This is a genomic window from Rhodococcus antarcticus (assembly GCF_026153295.1).
GTDB classification, from domain to species: domain Bacteria; phylum Actinomycetota; class Actinomycetes; order Mycobacteriales; family Mycobacteriaceae; genus Rhodococcus_D; species Rhodococcus_D antarcticus.
Genome location: NZ_CP110615.1, coordinates 2,032,768 through 2,051,215 on the forward strand (window position 1 = coordinate 2,032,768; position 18,448 = coordinate 2,051,215).

The window sequence follows — 18,448 nt, forward strand, 5'->3', positions numbered from 1 at the left end:
TGGACTCCACGATCAGTAGGGGTTCGACAGGCCGCGGACGGCGAGGCCCAGCCCGACGAGCATGACCAGCACGGCGGTGCCGATCGGCAGGACGGTCGAGAGCGACTGCACCCGCCGACCCAAACGGGCGGTGAGCCGGTCGCTGGTGGCCGCGGCGTCGAGGCGGTGGCGGACCCGCACGAGCAGCAGGCCCACCGCGGTGAGCGTGGCCGCCATGCCCACCCCGTAGGCGAGGACCAGCACGAGGCCGAACACGGTGCGCCCCAGGCCCAGCGAGGCCACCAGCACGAGGGTGGCCGACGGGCTCGGCACGAGACCACCGGCCACGCCCATCCCGATCAGGCCCCGTCGCGAGTAGCCGTCCTCGTCCGTCCGGCCGTGCCCGTGGCCGTGTCCGTGGCCATGCCCGTGGCCGTGGCCGTGCCCCTGGGTCGCCGTGGTTGCGGGCGAGGTGTTCTCGTGCAGGGTGCCCACGGCGCCGACCAGGGCCAGCTCCTCGAGCACGGCCTCCGCGCGCTGCCGTCGGCTCTTCAGGGCCGAGCGCAGCAGGCCCACCCCGATGACGGCCACCAGCACGCCGCTGAGGATCCCCAGCCAGCGCAGGGCCTGCTCCCCCGCGAAGCTCGCACCCGCGGCGAGCGCCACCCCGATGACGATGACCCCCACGGTGTGCGTGAGCGTCACGGTGGCCCCCACGGTCAGCGCGTCGCGGCGCGAGCCGCGCTTGCCGGCGAGGTAGGCGGCCATCACGGTCTTGCCGTGCCCGGGCAGCACGGCGTGACCGGCCCCGAGCAGCAGCGAGAGCAGCACGGCCAGGATGCCCACGAGCGGTGTCAGGGTGCCGCCCACCAGGTCCTCCAGGTACCGGTCGGCCCGGGCGACCGTGCGGCTGAAGGGGTCGCCGCCGCCGGCCACCGTCGTCGCGGAGCCGAAGGTGCTGCCGCTGCCCGGGGCCACCGAGACCTGCACGGCGTCCACCTGCAGCGGAGAGGCCAGCAGGTCACCGGGATAGGTCCGCAGCTCGTTGCTGGTGCTCGCGTCGGGAACCGGCGAGTCGATCGTGCGAACGCCGTCCCCGGCGACGGTGATCTCCTTCCACCCCACCCGGTCCGACTCGTAGGTGTCGGAGAAGTCGAGCTGGGCGGGCGCGGAGAGGTCAGCCGGTGCGGAGAGCACGCAGGTCACCCGCAGGGTCGGCAGGTTGGCCGCGCCCGGCACGGTCGCGGCGCCGGAGCTCGTGACGGCGAGGCCCAGCGTCTGCGCCGCCCCCCCGTCCGGGGTGACCGACGCCCGGAGAGCTGCCGCCACCCGGGGGCACTCGGCGACGGCGAAGGTGGCCAGCTCGTCGGCCGACATCGCACCGTTCCCGTCGGTGTCGATCTGGAGCAGGAGCTGGGCGGTGGGGATCTCCGCGCGGTCCACCACCGAGCGCACGTCGACCCGGTCCGCCCGCAGGGTGAGCCCGTCGTAGTGGTTGACGGTGAAGTTGCCCAGCGGGTGCGCCTGGGCGGACGGAGCGCCCAGCAGGACACCCCCGGCCACCACCACCAGCACCCCCGCAGCCCGCACGAGCGAGCGCAGGGGGGCCCTCACTCGGGGCCGCCGAGCGCGGTCAGGGCCTGCTGAGCCTTTGGCGCGAACAGGGGGGAGAAGTACGGGTTGATGGCGAGCGCACTGGTCAGGGTGGCGCGCGCCTGCGGTGTCATGCCGAGGGACTGCTCGATGATCCCTCGGTGGTAGAGGAACGAGGCGTTTCGGGTGCCCAGCGCCGTGGCCTGCTGGGCGTAGGGCAGCGCCTCGGAGTCCCGACCGGCCGCGTGCAGGGCCCACCCGAGGGCGTCGGCCGCGTCGATGTTCTGCCGCGCGGCGTACTCCGCCCGCCCCTGGGCCACGGCGGAGTCACCTTCCCCGCGGTTGGCGTCGAGCAGGGCACCGGTCAGCGAGTCCCGCACCCCGTTGCTGGTGAACAGCTGCTGGGCGGTGCCGTACAGCGCGTACTGGACGTTCGCCTCGGCCGTGCGCCCGAGGGACTCCAGCAGCTGGCCGTACTCGACGAAGGACGCCGGCAGCGGGCGCAGGTCCACCACGTGCTGGTAGCTCGCCACCGCCGAGTCGTCCTGCCCCCGGGCGGCCTGCACCCGCGCCTGCCCGAGCAGCAGGTTTGGCTCGTCCGGGGTCAGTGCCAGTCCGGCGGTGTACTGCTTGTCGGCGCCGTCGAGATCGCCCTGGTTGAAGGCGAGCTCACCGAGGTAGGTGCGGCAGAAGGCGACGTCCAGGGCGTCGGTCGAGTCGTCGAGCGCCTTCTGCAGGACCGCACGGGCCTCGTCGGTGCGGCCGTGCAGCTCCAGGTCGTAGGAGGCGCGGGTGAACGAGGAGACCCCCGGCTTGAGGTCGAGCATCCGCTGCGCGGCCGCCGTGGCCCCGTCGTAGTCACCGAGCTGGATGAGGGCGTCGGCCAGCACCCCGTACGACGTCGAGCCGTAGCCGTTGATCGCCTGGGCCTGCCGGGCGAGGTCCGCGGCCTTGCCGAACTCGTGCCGGGCGTTGTCCAGGGCCCCCATGCCGGTGAGCGCGGCGTCGTTGCCGTCGGGGTGCAGGTCGAGGGACTTCTGCAGCGCACCCTCGGACTTCGGGTAGTACGAGGGGTCCGCGGTCACGCGCGCCTTCTGCACGTACGCCGAACCCAGCACCGCCCACGTGGCCCAGTCGTTCGGCTTGCCCTGCAGGATCTGCTGGGCCTTGGCGATGGACACGGTGAGCTGGTCGCCGGGCGCGACCGGAGCCGCGGCGACCGGGCTGGGAGCGACCGTGGTGCTCTCGTTCCCCGTGAACACCGTGGCGGCCGTGATGCCGACCAGCACCACCCCGGCCACCACCGCCGCCACCGCACCCGCTCTGCGCACGCTGGTCAGCTCGCCGGGGTGCCGCTGGAGGCCGGGTCGAGCCGTGCGGACACCACGAGGTTGTCGTCGTAGGAGCGCAGGGACTTGTCGAACGCGCCGGTGCAGGTGATGAGGACCAGCTCGGACTCCGCGCGGTTCGCGTAGACCGTGTCGGCGGGGAACTTGCTCTTGGGGTACTGCGCCGTGGCGTAGATCGTGTACACCGCGACGTTCCCGTCGGCCTGGGTCACCCGCACCTGGTCGCCCGCCTTGAGGTTGCGCAGGTCGTAAAACACCGCCGGACCCTGGTAGGAGTCGACGTGGCCCGCGATGATCGTCGGCGGGTAGTTCGTGTCCCCGGGTACCGCACCGTCGGCGTACCAACCGATCTGCTGGTAGTCCTTGGGGACCTCCAGCGTCCCGTCCGGGTTGAGGTGCAGGTCGACCAGACCACCGCTCACGCCGATGGCCGGGATCTCGACCTTGACCGGGGGCGAGGGCACCACCGGAGCGCTCTTGAGCGGTGCCACCGAGGGGAGCGGGGCAGCCGAGGTGGTCACGGGCGCCGCTGCGGCCTGCGCGGGGGCCGGGCCCCCTGCTGTGCCCAGGAGGTAGCCACCGCCCAGGGCCAGCACCACCAGCAGCACGATCGCGACGTGGGACTTCCTCACCCTCGAGGGCGGGCCGGAAGGCGTGGCGGGCTCGGGCTCGGCGGGGAAGCCACCGGGGAACTCATCGGACTGGGACACGGTGCGGAGCTCCTCCAGCAGGGGTGGTGTCAGCGACACCAGGGTACGGACACAGCACTGAGGGGGTGCGGCGGGCCGGAGCCCGCCGCACCCCCTCAGTGGTTGGTCATCACTCTGCGGTGGTGTCCTCCGCAGCCGCACGCTTGCGACGGTTGCTGACGATGGACGCGCCACCCGCGGCCAGGAGCAGCACGGCGGCCGTCCCGGTCACGAGGGGCAGAACGGCGGAGGTGGGGGTGGAGCCACCAGCGCCGGTGTCAACGCCACCCTTCGGGGTGCGAACCCCGTTGGCCGGAGGCACGGAACCCTGAGCCTTGCCCGAACCACCGTTCGCGGTGGGCGAAGGAGTGGCGGTGACAGTCGCGGTGACGGTGGTGGTCGGCCCCGCGACGGTGACGGTGCCACCCTCGGCCTTGTTCACCGAGGAGTTGTGCGGCGAGGCGATGTAGGGGAACGAAGTGCCGAACGCCTTGTCATTCACGCCGACCTGGTCGCCGCCGACCTTGGCCAGCAAGGCCGCCTGGGAGTTCTGCGGGTCCTCGGTGTCCTTGTTGTTGCCGGGGAGGAAGAAGCCGCCCAAGGTGACCAGCTCGATGTCCACGACGTCGTCGGTCAGTCGGCGACCGTTCGGGAAGCCCTGGAGGTCGTTGCCGACCACGCCCAGCGAGGACGTCATCTCAGCCTTCGGGTCGAGTTTGGTGGGCTTGTTGATGGACATGTTCAGCCGCAGCATCTCCGACGGCTGGAAGCCGGCGCCGAACTGCAGGCCGTTGGTGTTCATCGTCTGCGAGTTGAGGTCAGCCTGGATCGGAGCCTTGCCCGAACCAGAACCGAGCGCAGCGTAGAAGGCATCCAGGGACGAGTTCTTGGTCACGCCCGTCAGGAAGATCTCCGCAATGTCCGTGCGGTTGGTGGTCTGACCCGTGCCCGGGTCACCGGTCGGGGCGGGTGCACCGTAGATGCTCTTGATGAGCTGCGGGACCTCGGGGTTGGTGACACGGTCAACAACAGGCCCGAAGGTTGCGGACGGCACCTTGCCAACCGTTGCGTCCTGTGTCGGGTCGATGGCGTTGAAAGTGTCCTTCAGCGCGGCCGGGATGACGACCTCGTTGACCAGGGGCTGGCCGAGGCGGGAGACCTGGACGGGAGTGCCGTCGACGGCACCGGTGCCCAGGTTGACCGACTCACGGTTGGTGGTGCTCCACACGCCGATGACCGGGTTCGCGGTGGCGTCGCCCTTCAGCGCCAGCGTGTCTTTGGGCAGCTTCAGGGAAACGGTGTTGACGTTGTAGCCGGCCAGCGTGTCCTGACCGACCTCGTTCAAGCCCGAACCGTCAGCCTTCGCACCAGCGCCGTACAGCAGGTCGAACACGCGCAGGTCGAGGAAGAACGGGTCGTCGGCCTGGCCGGCGTAAGACTGTCCACCACCAGGCACGTCGGTGACGGCGGCCTGGAAAAGGTCCTTGTCGTAGTTCGGCATGGAAGCCGGACCGACGTTGGACGGCGCGACGGGCGCATTCTTCAGCAGGGTGGTGACGGTGCCGTCGGCTGCGATCGCGTCCAACTTGTAGGTCTGGCGGAACAGCAGGTTGTCGTCGGTCAGAGAGGTGACCGGCCCGTTGTTGTACAGGAACGTGTTGGTGCCCCGGGTGTCCTGCGAGGAGAAGGTCCACCGGTAGGTGATGTCCGGCTTCGCGTCACCGTTGCTGTCGATCTTGATGTCGTAGGTGTAGCCCTGGTTCGCCGTGGTGTCCGTCTTCGCACCGGTGCCGAACGGGTAGAAGTTGGGGCCGCCGTTGGGCTCCTCGAAGGGGATCCAGTTCGCGATGAGGGTGACGCTGTTGGAGTCGTCCGGACTGACGAACGCGTAGACGTCCGTGTTGTCCGCGAGCGGGTCGGCCGCGACGAGCGGCGCCTCGCGGTGGCTGGACGCCAGGGCGGTGCCCGGTGCGAAACCGACGGCAGTCACGGCGAGCAGCGTGACACCGGAGGCGACGAGTGCAGTCGCCTTCCGGCTCCTGCTCCGCGTGACGCGGGAAACTGACGACATCCTGTGGGCCCTTTCGTCCACCCGAGCGTGCCGGGTGCAGACATGTACCGGTGCGGGCGCACCGGACTCTCGAGAACTGAGAACTTCCTGAGGAACGGGCTGACCGTACGTCACGGTGAGGTGACCGCAAAGCGTTTCCTCGCATTTCGCCTTGTTGCTCAAAGATCGCAACAACTAGCGGGTAAACCGATCATGACCTGCGAAGATCCACTCCCGTGGCGCACGACCGTTCACCGACCAGTGGAGCCCGCGCGGTCGAGGGTGGCCCACACCCCGTCACCGAGCTCCACGGCACCGTCGCCGGCGTGGTCCACCAGGGTCAGCTCGACGGCCAGCACCTCGCGGGCGACCAGCTCGCGGTGCCGCTCCGCCCACTCCCGCCGCCCCGCGGGCACCGCGAGCAGCAGCCTGACGCGGTCGCTGACGGCCAGACCTGCGCTGCGGCGGGCCTCCTGCAGCTCGCGCACCCGGTCCTTGGCCCAGCCCTCGGCCTCCAGCTCCTCGGTGACCGCCAGGTCCAGCACCACCAGTCCGTCTCCGCCGGGCACGGCGGCCGTGGACTCCGGCTCCACGGCCACCAGGCGCTGGGTGAACTCGCCCTCGGTGAGCACCTCACCGGCGGCCAGCACGGTGCCGTCCGGGCCCGGGGACCACTCCCCCGCCTTGACGGCCGTGATGACGGCCTGCACCTGCTTGCCGAGCCGGGGCCCCAGAGCGCGCGCGTTCACGGCCAGCTCGAACCGGCCGTAAGCGTCCACGTCGGTGCTCAGCCGCACCGCCTTCACGTTCACCTCGTCCGCGATCAGCTGCTCGAACGGCCGCAGCCGCTCGGCGTCGGCGGCGGCCACCGTCACCGCGGCCAGCGGCAGCCGCACCCGCAGCCCCCGGGCCTTGCGCAGGCCCAGCACGGTCGAGCACACCCCGCGCACCTCGTCCATGGCGGCGACCAGATCGAGGTCGGAGGGCAGCTCCTCGGCGCTCGGCCAGTCCGTGAGGTGCACCGACCGACCGCCGGTGAGGCCTCGCCACACCACCTCGGTCGTCAGGGGCAGCAGCGGAGCGGCCAGGCGGCACACCACCTCGAGCACGGTGTGCAGGGTGTCCACCGCGTCGCGCTCACCGGCCCAGAACCGCGTCCGCGAGCGCCGGACGTACCAGTTGGTGAGGGCGTCGGCGAAGGTCCGCAGCTCGTCGCACGCCCCGGCGACGTCGTTGCGGCCCAGCGCCTCGGTCATCACGTCCCGGCAGGTGGCCAGCTTCGCCAGCACGTAGCGGTCCAGCACGTTCTCCGAGCTCGTGCGCCACGTGCCCGGGGTGTCGGCGTACAGCTGCAGGAAGCTCCACGCGTTCCAGATCGGCAGCAGCGCCTGGCGCACCCCCTCGCGGATGCCCTGCTCGGTGACGACGAGGTTGCCCCCGCGCAGGATCGGTGAGGACATCAGGAACCAGCGCATGGCGTCGGAGCCGTCGCGGTCGAACACCTCGTTGACGTCCGGGTAGTTGCGCAGCGACTTGCTCATCTTCGTGCCGTCGTCACCCAGCACGATGCCGTGGGCCACCACGGTCCGGAAGCTCGGCCGGTCGAACAGCGCCGTGGCCAGCACGTGCAGCGTGTAGAACCAGCCACGGGTCTGGCCGTTGTACTCGACGATGAAGTCCCCCGGGTAGTGGCTCTCGAACCACTCGCGGTTCTCCATCGGGTAGTGCACCTGGGCGTAGGGCATGGACCCGGACTCGAACCAGCAGTCCAGCACCTCGGGCACCCGCCGCATGGTGGAGCGTCCCGTCGGGTCGTCGGGGTTCGTGCGGGTCAGCTCGTCGACGAACGGGCGGTGCAGGTCGGTCGGTCGCACGCCGAAGTCCGCCTCCAGCTCGTCGAGCGAGCCGTAGACGTCCACCCGGGGGTAGGCGGGGTCGTCGGAGGTCCACACCGGGATGGGGCTGCCCCAGTAGCGGTTGCGGCTGATGGACCAGTCCCGCGCCCCTTCGAGCCACTTCCCGAACTGGCCGTCCTTGACGTGCTCGGGCACCCAGGTGATCTCCTGGTTGAGCTCGACCATGCGGTCGCGGAACTGGGTCACCGCCACGAACCAGCTGGACACGGCCTTGTAGATCAGCGGGTTCCCGCAGCGCCAGCAGTGCGGGTACGGGTGGTCGTAGGTCTCCCGCCGGAACAGCCGCCCGGCCTCCTTGAGGTCGCCGATGATGAGCGGGTTGGCGTCGAAGACCTGCACCCCCGCGTACGGCGGGACCTCCGTGGTGAACTTCCCGCCCGCGTCCACGGGCACCACGGGCACGATCCCGGCGGCGTCGGTGACGACCTTGTCCTCCTCGCCGAATGCCGGGGCGATGTGCACGATCCCGGTGCCATCGGTCGTCGTCACGTAGTCCGCGGACAGCACCCGGTGGGCGTTCTCCGCGCCGAGGAAGAAGTCGTAGGGCGGGACGTAGGACAGACCGATGAGCTCCGCGCCGGTGTGGTGGCTGAGCACCTCCGGGTCCTCGCCGAGCTCGCGGGCGTAGTGACCGAGCCGGGCGTCGGCCAGCACGTACCGGACACCGTCGACGAGCACCTGCACGTAGTCGATCCCGGGGTGCACGGCCATGGCCAGGTTGGACGGCAGGGTCCACGGCGTGGTCGTCCAGATCAGCGCGCTCGCCCCGTCCAGCGGCGACCCGGGCGCCACCAGCGGCATGGTCACCGTGACCGCCGGGTCCTGCCGGGAGCGGTACGTGTCGTCCATGCGGGTCTCGTGGTTGCTCAACGGCGTCTCGTCCTGCCAGCAGTACGGCAGCACCCGGAAGCCCTCGTAGACCAGGCCCTTGTCCCACAGCGTCTTGAACGCCCACATGACCGACTCCATGTAGTCGAGGTCCAGGGTCTTGTAGTCGTGGTCGAAGTCCACCCACCGGGCCTGCCGCGTGACGTAGGTGCGCCACTCGTCGGTGTAGCGCAGCACGGACTCCCGGCAGGCCGCGTTGAACTCGGCGACGCCCATCTCCTCGATCTCGTGCTTGTGCTTGATGCCCAGCTGCTTCTCCGCCTCGACCTCGGCGGGCAGGCCGTGGCAGTCCCAGCCGAAGCGCCGCTCGACCTTGTCCCCGAGCATCGTGCGGAAGCGCGGGACGACGTCCTTGACGTAGCCGGTGAGCAGGTGGCCGTAGTGCGGCAGCCCGTTGGCGAAGGGGGGCCCGTCGTAGAAGACGTACTCCGGCGCGCCGTCCCGGCGGTCGATGCTGGCCTGGAAGGTGCCGTCGGCCGCCCAGGCCGCGAGGACGGTCTCCTCCAGCGCGGGGAAGGAGGGTGTGCCGCCCGTGCCGTCCGTGAGATCGACGAGGGGGTAGCCAGGGGTGTCGGACATCGCGTGCGTCTCCTCCGTGCCTGCTGCGGCACGGGGACGAGGCCGGTGCACCTGCACCTGCTCCGCGGTACCACCCCGCTTGCCGGACGGGGTCCGGCCTCTCTGGTCGTGCGGCGGTGACGGGCCTGACCGTCCGGTTCTACTGGGGGTGCACGCACCCTGTTCTTCCGGAAGCTCCCCGGTGATGGCCGGATCGACGCTGGTGGATCTGCGGGCGAGTCTAGCGGTCTCTCACGCGCGGGTGAGCGAGGCCAGCATCCGCGACGGCGTGCAGCGCGAGCACGGGCTGAACCCGAGGTCCACCGCCTCGCGGGCGGGCAGGCTCATCGTCGTGCGCCCGGCCAGCCAGGTGCACCCGTCGACGTGGAACCGGGGGTGCTCGTCGACCACGAGGACGTCGCGCTCCGAGCTGGCCACGGCCAGGGCGTCCGCGGCATCCGCGTCCTCCTCGTCGGGCTCCGCCGTGTCCAGGGGCTCCGCCGTGTCCAGGGGCTCCGCCGTGTCCAGGGGCTCCGCCGTGTCCAGGGGCTCCGCCGTGTCCAGGGGCTCCGCCGTGTCCAGGGGCTCCGCCGTGTCCAGGGGCTCCGCCGTGTCCTGCGGCTCGGCCACGGGGTCGATCTCGGCGACGGGGTCGATCTCTGCGGTCACCAGCGGCGCGGCGTCCACGACCACGGGCTCCGCGACCGGCTCCGCGACGGCCACCGGTGCGGCGGCTTTCGTCAGGACCGTCGTCGGCGCCTCGTCGAGGACCCGGACGACCGGGATGACCTCCGTGGGCGCCGAGCCCTCCGGACCGTCCGCGCCACCGTCGCTCGCGGTGGCGACCGTGGAGACGGGAGCCCGCCCACCCTGTCTGCGACGACGGGCGTCGACGACAAGCACCCCACCGGCGAAGACGCAGGCGACGATGCAACCCCACGCCCAGGACGAGTTCTCGGTGACCAGCGAGACCACCAGGAACACGAATCCGACGAGGACGCCGCCGAGGGCCAGGATCAACACGGACGTGCCGCCCTCAGCTGCCCTGCTCGGCGCGGCCGGCGAACCCGGTGGCACTCGGGGTCCGCGAGGCGTCCGCCGGCGAGGCGGAACCGCGCTGGCTGAGCTCCTGCAGCTGAGACTCCAGGTATGTCTTCAGGCGCGTGCGGTACTCGCGCTCGAAGGTCCGGAGCTCATCGATCTTCTTCTCGAGCTGGGTGCGCTGGGTGTTGATCGACCCCATGAGCTCGGTGTGCTTGCGCTCGGAGTCGGCCTGGAGCGCATCGGCCTTCTCCTTGGCCTGCCGGGTCACGGTCTCGGCCCGGGTGCGCGCGTCGGTGAGCGCAGCATCAGCCTTCGCGCGGGCCTCTGACGTCATGGCCTCGGACTTGGTCCGGGCGTCCGCCGTCATGGCCTCGGACTTGGTCCGGGCGTCGGTGAGCATCTGCTCGGACTTCGCGGTGGCATCGGCCACCATCTTCTCCGACGACGCCTTGGCCGTGGAGGTCAGCGTGTCCGACTCCTCCCTGGCCTCACCGGTGAGCCGGTCGGCCATCTCCTGGGCCAGTGCCAGGACCTTGGCCGCCCGGACGTTGTGGTCCGGCGCCGTGGCAACGGCTGCGGCGGGTGCCTCGACCGGGACCGGAGCTGCCACCGGAGCGGGCTCCGGTGCCTTCTCGAGCACCGGAGCGGCCACCGGGGCCGGGGCGGGCGCACCACCGGACGAGGCGGAGGAACGGGCGTCGGAGATCTGGGCGTCGAGCTCCTGCACCCGCTGGTGCAGGTCGTTGTTCTCCTCGACCAGCCGCGCGAGCTCACCCTCCACGAGGTCCAGGAAGGCGTCCACCTCGTCCTCGTTGTAGCCACGCTTGCCGATCGGGGGCTTGCTGAACGCGACGTTGTGCACGTCAGCGGGAGTCAGCGGCATCGGACGATCACCTCACGCAATCCTCGAGAGTTCCAGACGAGCATGTGTCGCAGAGCGTGCCATCAGGAGACGAGGACGGCCCTCTGCACAGAGAACATCAGTATGTACACCACGAGCAGGAGAACCATAATCGAGACGTCGAGCCGCGCCCCACCGATGGGGACGCTGGGAATGATCTTGCGAAGACCCCGGACGGGCGGGTCGGTCACCGTGAACACGGCCTCGAGGCCGACGGCCACGGCGCCGCTCGGACGCCAGTCCCGCGCGAACGAGCGGACCGTCTCCGTGACGATCCTGGAGATGAGCAGGAGCCAGAAGACGAACAGCACGAGGTAGGCGACGTTCAGGAAGATGTACACGTCACCACTGTGCCCTATCCCGACGGTGCCCGGCCGCACCCCGCCGAGCTACCCCGTCGGGAGTGCTCGTCGGCGTCACGACTGGTTGTAGAAGCCGTTCTCCACGATGCGGCGCTTGTCCTCCGCGGAGACGTCGACGTCGGACGGGGAGAGCAGGAACACCTTGTTGGTCACCTTGTCGATGGCACCCCGCATGGCGAAGGCGAGACCCGCGGCGAAGTCGACGAGCCGCTTGGCGTCGGAGTCGCTCATCTCGGTGAGGTTCATGATCACCGGGTTGCCCTCGCGGTAGCGCTCGCCAATGGTCCGTGCCTCGTTGTAGGTGCGCGGGTGCAGCGTGGTGATCTTGGCCAGCGGGTGGCCGTCCTCCGCGAACGGGTTCGACCGCCGCTGGGGCTCGCGCAGCTCGGGTCGCTCGTCGACGGCCAGCGCCCCGCGGGTCACGGGCTGCGACGACGACGTGCTGCGGCGCACCGGGGTGCGCGTGGTGAGCGGTTCCAGGCGCGGGGCTCGGGCCTCGGGGGCGGCGCCGGCGTAGGCGGGCTCGCGGTCCTCGTGCTCCGGGGCTGCCGCGCGGGCGGCGCGGTAGCGGACCGGCCGCTCGGCCTCGGCGGGGTAGTCCTCGTAGCCGCCGTCGTAGCCGTCGGCGTAGTCGGTGTCGTACTGGTCCACGGGGACCATGCCGAAGTACGCCTTGAGCTTGTGCAGAGAGCTCATCGCAGACCTTCCTCACAGGGGTGACGGGCGGGGTGGTGCGACGGAGGAGCTCCCCGGGCGACCGTGTCTATCTCGCTCACGCTAACGGCCGTGCACCCAGCAGGGCGGTACCGACACGCACGCAGGTCGACCCGTGCTCGACGGCGCGCTCGAGGTCGCCGGACATGCCGGCGGAGAGCTCGTCGGCGCCGGGGTGGGCCGCACGGGTCCGCTCCCCCAGCACGGCCAGCCGGGCGAACGACGCGTCCGGGTCGGCCCCCAGCGGAGCCACGGCCATGAGTCCCCGGAGCCGGACGTTCGGGGCTCCGGCCGCCCGGTCGACCAGGGCGGCGAGGTCCTCGACGGGGCACCCGCCCCGGTCCGGGTCGGAGTCCAGGCTCACCTGCAGCAGCACGTCCAGCGGGTCGGTGCGCTCCCCCGCCTGCAGTGCGCTGCCGACGGCCCGGTCGAGGGCGTCGAGCAGCCGCAGGCTGTCCACCGACTGCACCTCGTGCGCCCATCGCGCGACCGACCGGGCCTTGTTCCGCTGCAGCCGACCGAGCACCGTCCACCGCGGCGCGGCGTCGGGTCGCAGGGCGGCGACCTCGGCCACCTTCGCCGTCGCCTCCTGCTCCCGGGCCTCGGCCAGGTCGGTGCAGCCGAGATCGAGCAGGACGGCGGCATCGGCCGCAGGGAAGGTCTTGGTGACGGCCAGCAGCCGCACGTCGTGCACCGGCCGACCGGCGGCGTCGCAGGCCCGCGCCAGCCGTGCCCGGACGTCCGCCAGGTTCGCGGCGATCTCCTCGGCCCGTGCGGGTGTCGCGGCCGTCGGGGTCACAGCGGCTCTGCCGTCGGGGTCACAGCGGCTCTGCCGTCGGGGTCACAGCGGCTCTGCCGTCGGGGTCACAGCGGCTCCGCCCAGACGATCCCGGCGAGGCGGCCGGTGGGGGCGCCGCGCCGGTGGCTGAACAGCTCGCGCGACTCCAGGGTGCAGCGCGGGTCCTGGGCCACCCCGGCCACGCCCGCCTCGAGCAGCTGCCGGCGCAGCCCCGCGCGGATGTCCAGCCCCGTCGTGCCGGAGCGGGTCCGGCTCGCGCTGCCCGGGGCGTGCCGCTCGACGTCGGCCTGCATGGACGGCGGCACCTCGTAGCACTTCCCGCACACGGCGGGCCCGAGCAGCACCGAGATCCGCTCGACCGCCGCCCCGGCCGCCACCATGGAGTCCAGGGCGGCCCGGACGATCCCCAGCCGCGCCCCGACCCGTCCGGCGTGCACGGCTGCGACGACCCCGGCGTGCTCGTCACCGAGCAGCACGGGCACGCAGTCCGCGGCCATCGCGACGAGGGCGAGCCCCGGGGTCGCGGTGACCAGGCCGTCGGTGACCTCGACCGGTTCGGGCAGCGGCCCGTCCACGGTGGCCACCGTCCGGCTGTGCACCTGCTCCATCCACACCAGCCGGTCGCGGCCGAGCCCGAGCTCGTCGGCCAGCCGGGCGCGGTTCGCGGCCACGGCCACGGGGTCGTCGCCCACGTGCTCACCCAGGTTGAACGAGTCGTACGGCGGCGCGGACACCCCGCCCTCCCGGGTGGTGACCACCCGTCGGACCCGGAAGCGCGGGGAGCTCACCTGCGCATGAAGGGCGGCACGTCGACCTCGTCGTCGCCGTCGTCCTCCACCGGCACGGTGCGGCCCGAGCCGAACGAGCCCGCACGAGCCCCGCTCCGCGGCGGCAGACCCCCGGGACCGTTCTGCGCCGCGCCCTGACCGGTGGACCCCGTCGCGCCGGGCTGCTGGCTGGGCGGCGGCTCGAACGCCGAGGGCCGGGTGGGTGGCAGGCCCTGGGACTGGCCGATCTGACCGGCCTGGCCGGGCGTCACGGCGGTCCGCCCCGACCCCGGCTCGAGGTTCTTGCGCGGCAGCGACTGCCCGTCGAAGCCGGCGGCGATCACGGTCACGCGGACCTCGTCGCCGAGCGAGTCGTCGATGACCGTCCCGAAGATGATGTTGGCGTCCTCGTGGGCCTCCTCCTGGACCAGGGTGGCCGCCTCGTTGATCTCGAACAGGCCGAGGTCGGACCCGCCCGCGATGGACAGCAGGACCCCGCGGGCACCCTCCATGGACGCCTCCAGCAGCGGGGAGTTGATGGCGGCCTGCGCGGCCTGCACCGCGCGCCCCTCGCCCCGGGCGGAGCCGATGCCCATCAGTGCGCTGCCCGCGCCGGACATCACGCTCTTGACGTCCGCGAAGTCGACGTTGATGAGGCCGGGGGTGGTGATGAGGTCCGTGATGCCCTGCACGCCGTTGAGCAGGACCTCGTCGGCGGAGCGGAAGGCGTCCATGAGGCTCTGGCTGGCCTCGCCCATCTGCAGCAGCCGGTCGTTCGGGATGACGATGAGCGTGTCGCAGGACTCGCGCAGCCCGCCGATGCCGTCCTCGGCCTGCCCGCCGCGGCGCTTGCCCTCGAAGGAGAAGGGCCGGGTGACGACACCGATGGTGAGGGCGCCGAGCTTGCGGGCGATGCTCGCGACGACGGGTGCGCCACCGGTGCCGGTGCCACCGCCCTCGCCGGCGGTCACGAAGACCATGTCGGCCCCCTTGAGGACCTCCTCGATCTCGTCCTTGTGGTCCTCGGCGGCTCGGCGGCCGACCTCGGGGTCGGCGCCGGCACCGAGCCCACGGGTGAGCTCGCGGCCGACGTCGAGCTTGACGTCCGCGTCGCTCATGAGCAGCGCCTGGGCGTCGGTGTTGATGGCGATGAACTCGACGCCCTTGAGGCCGACGTCGATCATGCGGTTCACGGCGTTGACCCCGCCACCGCCGATGCCGACGACCTTGATCACAGCGAGGTAGTTGTGCGGGGGCGTCATGGTGTGGACCTCACTGGCTTTCGCCTTCCATCGGGTGCAGGGGGCTGGGGTGCAGGGGTGCGTCGGGGGTCGGGCTCCGCGATCGAGAACTCTCAACCTCAACCACAGGTTCACAGTTATGTCAACCTGCGATGGGGGGACGGTAAGCAGGGGGTGCACGCTTTGCCAGCAGGCGCGCCGCGCCACGCCGGAGTTCCGGGCGAGCAGGTCAGCGGACGGTCGGCAGGTCCGGGCTGGAGACGTCGTAGGTGCTGCCGGGCTGCGTCAGGACCGCGGTGAGGACCTCGGCCTTGCGGGCGGCGCCGTCCACACCTCCCCAGACCACCGTGCGCCCGTCGGTGAGGGTGAGCTGGACGGCGGACGCGCTGGTCGCGCCGACGGTGGCGACGAGCGCGCGGACGGGGTCGGGCAGCGACGTGAGCACCCCAAGGGCGGCCCGGGTGGACGGGTCCCCCGGGCCGGGGGTGGCCACGGCGAGCCGGGGCACGCCCGGGGCCGGTGCCTCGACCGCGTAGTCCACACCGGAGGCGTCCAGCAGGTGCTGACCGTCGGCCGCCGCCACCCACGCCACGGCCGTGCGCTCCACCACCGTCACCGCCACCCGGGAGGGCAGGGTGCGGTCCACGGTGGCCGAGGCCACCCGCGGCAGGGCCGCCACCCGCGCGGCGGCCGCGGCCAGGTCCAGCCCGACCAGCCGGGTGCCGGCCGGCACGTCGAGCGCGTCGAGCACCTGCTGCTCGGTCACCACCGTCTCCCCCTGCACGGTCACCGACCGCACGGACAGCAGCGGGCTGAACCACGCGACGGCCCCGAGCACCACGACCAGCAGCGCGACCAGCACCACCAGGGTGCGCACCCGCAGGCCGAGCACCCGGCGCACCGGGGGGGCGGGACGACGGTTGGGCCGGTCCTGCGCGCGCGGGGTCGGACCTTGCGGGCCGGACGGTCGGGCCGGGCTGCGGCGGGGGCGGGCGGTGGTGCGGGTGCTCTCGCGCCCGGTGGATCCGGGGGCCCGGCCGGACGGGCTCACCGGGACCCCTCCCGGGCCCGCAGCCGGTCCAGGATCTCCGGGCCGAGCATGGTCACGTCGCCCGCACCCATGGTGATGACGACGTCGCCGGGCGCCGCGAGGGCCACCACCTGGTCCGGTGCCTCGGCGACGGAGGGCTGGAAGTGCCCGGGCACGGTCAGCGCGTCCGCCACGAGCGCACCGGACACGCCGGGCACCGGGGCCTCCCTGGCGGCGTAAACGTCGAGCACCACAACCTCGTCGGCCAGCGAGAGCGCCGTGGAGAACTCGGCGGCGAAGGTGAGCGTGCGCGAGTAGAGGTGCGGCTGGAACACCACCAGCACCCGGCCGCCGTCGGCCAGCGCCCGGGCCGCGAGCAGGTTCGCCCGCACCTCGGTGGGGTGGTGGGCGTAGTCGTCGAACACCCGCACCCCGTCCGCGCGGCCGGTCAGCTGGAAGCGGCGGTGCACCCCACCGAAGGCGGCCAGTCCTGCGAGCACGCGCTCGAGGTCCGCCCCGACCTCACCGGCCGCGAGCAGGGCGCCCAGGGAGTTCAGCGCCATGTGCTCACCGGGCACCGAGAGCCGGAGCGTGCGCGGGTGGTCCTCCCCGGCCAGCCGCACCTCGCTGACCCCGCCGGCGGCCGCCGGCGCCCAGCCGAGCAGCTGCGCCTGGCATCCCGGTGCGCGTCCGTAGCGCAGCACCCGGACACCGAGGGCCTCGGCGGTGTCGGCGAGCCGGGCCGCACCGGGGTCGTCCGCGCAGGCGACGAGCACCCCACCGGGGACGATCCGCTCGAGGAACCGGTCGAACACCGCCGCGTAGGCCTCGACGCTGCCGAAGAAGTCGAGGTGGTCGGCGTCGACGTTCGTCACGACCACGACGTCCGGCGCGTACTGCAGCAGGGAGCCGTCGCTCTCGTCCGCCTCGGCCACGAACACCCCGGCGGTCCCCTGGTGGGCGTTGGCGCCGGACTCGTTGAGCTCGCCACCGATGGCGAAGGACGGATCGACCCCCGCAGCCTGCAGCGCCACCACGAGCATGGACGTGGTCGACGTCTTGCCGTGGGTCCCGGCCACGAGCACCGCGCGCGAACCCAGCATCAGCGTGGCGAGCACGGCCGGGCGGGTCGTGACCGGGACGCCGCGGCGACGGGCCTCGACGAGCTCGGGGTTCGTGTCGGGGATCGCGCTGACCGTGGTGACCACCGTGGTGGGGCCGCCGGGCAGCAGGTCCAGCGCCGAGGAGTCGTGACCCACCCGCACCTGGGCGCCCCGTGCCCGCAGGCCCAGCACCCCCCGGGACTCCTTGGCGTCGGAGCCGGAGACCTGTCCGCCACGGGCGAGCAGGATCCGGGCGATGCCACTCATCCCGGCGCCACCGATGCCCACCATGTGCACCCGTGCGAGCTCGGCCGGCAGCGGGGACCCGGCGTCGGTCGACCCCAGCCCGGTGCTCGTCACCGCGAGACCCCGCCGGCCGCCACGGCCAGCACGATGCGCGCGATCGTGGCCGCGGCGTCGCGGTGGCCGGACCCGGCGGCGGCCGCACCCATGGCCGCCAGCCGCGCCCGGTCGGCCGCCAGCGGCAGCACGAGCTCGAGCACCCGCTCGCTGGTGAGCTCCGCGTCCGGCACCACCAGTCCCCCGCCCGCGTCCACCACGGGCCGGGCGTTGAGCTCCTGCTCCCCGTTCCCGTGCGGCAGCGGGACGTAGAGCGCGGGCAGGCCGACGGCGGACACCTCGGCCACGGTCATCGCGCCCGAGCGGCAGACGACCACGTCGGCCGCGGCGTAGGCCAGGTCCATCCGGGACAGGTAGGGCACGGCCACGTAGGCGGGGGCGCCGGGCACCTGCTGCACGGCGAGGGTGTTGCGCGGCCCGTGGGCGTGCAGCACGCCCACCCCGGCCTCGGCGAGACCCCGGGCGGCCCCCGACACGGCCCCGTTGAGGCTGCGGGCGCCCTGAGAACCGCCGAAGACCAGCAGCACCGGCCCGTCCGGGTCGAGCCCGAAGTGCGCCCGGGCGGCGGCGCGCAGCCCGGCCCGGTCCAGGCTCGTGATGGACGCGTTGACGGGCATTCCGACGACCTCCGCGCCGTCCAACCCGCAGTCCGGCACGGCGGCCAGCACCCGGGTGGCGGTGCGCGCACCGACCTTGTTGGCCAACCCGGCGCGGGCGTTGGCCTCGTGCACCACCACCGGAACCCGACCGCGGCCACCACCACGGCGGGCGGCGAGGTAGGCGGGCAGCGCGACGTAGCCGCCGAAGCCCACGACGACGTCCGCCCCCACCGCGTCGAGCACCGCACGGGTGCGGCCCACCGAGCTGCGGACGCGTCCGGGCAGCCGCAGCAGGTCGGTGGTGGGTCTGCGCGGCAGCGGCACGGGCGGGATGAGCTCGAGGGTGTAGCCGCGCTCGGGCACGAGCGTGGTCTCCAGCCCGCGGGAGGTGCCCAGGGCGGTGATGCGGACGTCCCCGTCGAGGGCGCGCAACGCGTCGGCCACGGCCATGGCGGGCTCCACGTGGCCGGCCGTGCCACCACCGGCGAGCACCACCGACACCGGAC

Annotated in this window: 15 protein-coding genes; all 15 read right to left on the reverse strand. The window is 72.5% G+C overall.

Annotated features, from left to right (window positions below; translation table 11 throughout):
• Positions 1-12: 12 nt before the first annotated feature.
• Entirely contained in the window at positions 13-1,593 is a 1,581-nt protein-coding gene (locus RHODO2019_RS09740) for a nickel/cobalt transporter (RefSeq protein ID WP_265381619.1), read from the reverse strand.
• The gene (locus tag RHODO2019_RS09745; protein WP_265381620.1) at positions 1,590-2,903 is read right to left on the reverse strand and encodes a tetratricopeptide repeat protein; all 1,314 of its coding nucleotides are present in this window, start codon (positions 2,901-2,903) and stop codon (positions 1,590-1,592) included. Before RHODO2019_RS09745 ends, RHODO2019_RS09740 begins: the two co-directional genes overlap by 4 nt.
• 5 nt (positions 2,904-2,908) lie before the next feature.
• Positions 2,909-3,631 carry a class F sortase gene (locus RHODO2019_RS09750; RefSeq protein WP_265381621.1) on the reverse strand — a complete coding sequence of 241 codons (723 nt, stop codon included), beginning with the start codon at positions 3,629-3,631 and terminating at the stop codon, positions 2,909-2,911.
• Positions 3,632-3,740: 109 nt separating this feature from the next.
• A complete protein-coding gene (locus RHODO2019_RS09755) occupies positions 3,741-5,600 on the reverse strand; it encodes a DUF4331 domain-containing protein (protein WP_265381622.1) in 1,860 nt (619 codons plus the stop codon).
• Between the two features lie 311 nt (positions 5,601-5,911).
• Positions 5,912-9,043 carry an isoleucine--tRNA ligase gene (gene ileS, locus RHODO2019_RS09760; RefSeq protein ID WP_265381623.1) on the reverse strand — a complete coding sequence of 1,044 codons (3,132 nt, stop codon included), beginning with the start codon at positions 9,041-9,043 and terminating at the stop codon, positions 5,912-5,914.
• A 231-nt stretch (positions 9,044-9,274) separates the two neighbouring features.
• Positions 9,275-10,045, reverse strand: coding sequence for a hypothetical protein (locus RHODO2019_RS09765; RefSeq protein WP_265381624.1), 771 nt, complete (start codon positions 10,043-10,045; stop codon positions 9,275-9,277).
• A gap of 13 nt (positions 10,046-10,058) precedes the next feature.
• Positions 10,059-10,949: a DivIVA domain-containing protein gene (locus tag RHODO2019_RS09770; RefSeq protein WP_265381625.1), complete on the reverse strand. Its 891-nt coding sequence runs from the start codon at positions 10,947-10,949 to the stop codon at positions 10,059-10,061.
• A 62-nt stretch (positions 10,950-11,011) separates the two neighbouring features.
• Entirely contained in the window at positions 11,012-11,308 is a 297-nt protein-coding gene (locus RHODO2019_RS09775; protein ID WP_265381626.1) for a YggT family protein, read from the reverse strand.
• A 75-nt stretch (positions 11,309-11,383) separates the two neighbouring features.
• Entirely contained in the window at positions 11,384-12,025 is a 642-nt protein-coding gene (locus RHODO2019_RS09780; RefSeq protein WP_265381627.1) for a cell division protein SepF, read from the reverse strand.
• A 76-nt stretch (positions 12,026-12,101) separates the two neighbouring features.
• Positions 12,102-12,842 carry a YggS family pyridoxal phosphate-dependent enzyme gene (locus RHODO2019_RS09785; protein WP_265381628.1) on the reverse strand — a complete coding sequence of 247 codons (741 nt, stop codon included), beginning with the start codon at positions 12,840-12,842 and terminating at the stop codon, positions 12,102-12,104.
• Between the two features lie 65 nt (positions 12,843-12,907).
• Positions 12,908-13,630, reverse strand: coding sequence for a peptidoglycan editing factor PgeF (gene pgeF / locus RHODO2019_RS09790; protein ID WP_265381629.1), 723 nt, complete (start codon positions 13,628-13,630; stop codon positions 12,908-12,910).
• Positions 13,627-14,871 carry a cell division protein FtsZ gene (ftsZ, locus tag RHODO2019_RS09795; protein ID WP_265381630.1) on the reverse strand — a complete coding sequence of 415 codons (1,245 nt, stop codon included), beginning with the start codon at positions 14,869-14,871 and terminating at the stop codon, positions 13,627-13,629. Before ftsZ ends, pgeF begins: the two co-directional genes overlap by 4 nt.
• 208 nt (positions 14,872-15,079) lie before the next feature.
• Entirely contained in the window at positions 15,080-15,901 is an 822-nt protein-coding gene (locus RHODO2019_RS09800) for a cell division protein FtsQ/DivIB (RefSeq protein WP_265381631.1), read from the reverse strand.
• Positions 15,898-17,274, reverse strand: a complete 1,377-nt coding sequence (gene murC / locus RHODO2019_RS09805; protein ID WP_265384713.1) for a UDP-N-acetylmuramate--L-alanine ligase — start codon at positions 17,272-17,274, stop codon at positions 15,898-15,900. Before murC ends, RHODO2019_RS09800 begins: the two co-directional genes overlap by 4 nt.
• A gap of 65 nt (positions 17,275-17,339) precedes the next feature.
• Positions 17,340-18,392, reverse strand: a complete 1,053-nt coding sequence (locus RHODO2019_RS09810; RefSeq protein WP_265384714.1) for a UDP-N-acetylglucosamine--N-acetylmuramyl-(pentapeptide) pyrophosphoryl-undecaprenol N-acetylglucosamine transferase — start codon at positions 18,390-18,392, stop codon at positions 17,340-17,342.
• Positions 18,393-18,448 lie beyond the last annotated feature (56 nt).

Excerpts from the sequence above, each read along its gene's own strand:
- RHODO2019_RS09770 (WP_265381625.1), bottom strand. The coding sequence starts at position 10,949 with ATGCCGCTGACTCCCGCTGACGTGCACAACGTCGCGTTCAGCAAGCCC.
- RHODO2019_RS09810 (WP_265384714.1), bottom strand. The coding sequence starts at position 18,392 with ATGGCCGTGGCCGACGCGTTGCGCGCCCTCGACGGGGACGTCCGCATC.
- ileS (WP_265381623.1), bottom strand. The coding sequence starts at position 9,043 with ATGTCCGACACCCCTGGCTACCCCCTCGTCGATCTCACGGACGGCACG.
- RHODO2019_RS09780 (WP_265381627.1), bottom strand. The coding sequence starts at position 12,025 with ATGAGCTCTCTGCACAAGCTCAAGGCGTACTTCGGCATGGTCCCCGTG.
- ftsZ (WP_265381630.1), bottom strand. The coding sequence starts at position 14,871 with ATGACGCCCCCGCACAACTACCTCGCTGTGATCAAGGTCGTCGGCATC.
- murC (WP_265384713.1), bottom strand. The coding sequence starts at position 17,274 with ATGGTGGGCATCGGTGGCGCCGGGATGAGTGGCATCGCCCGGATCCTG.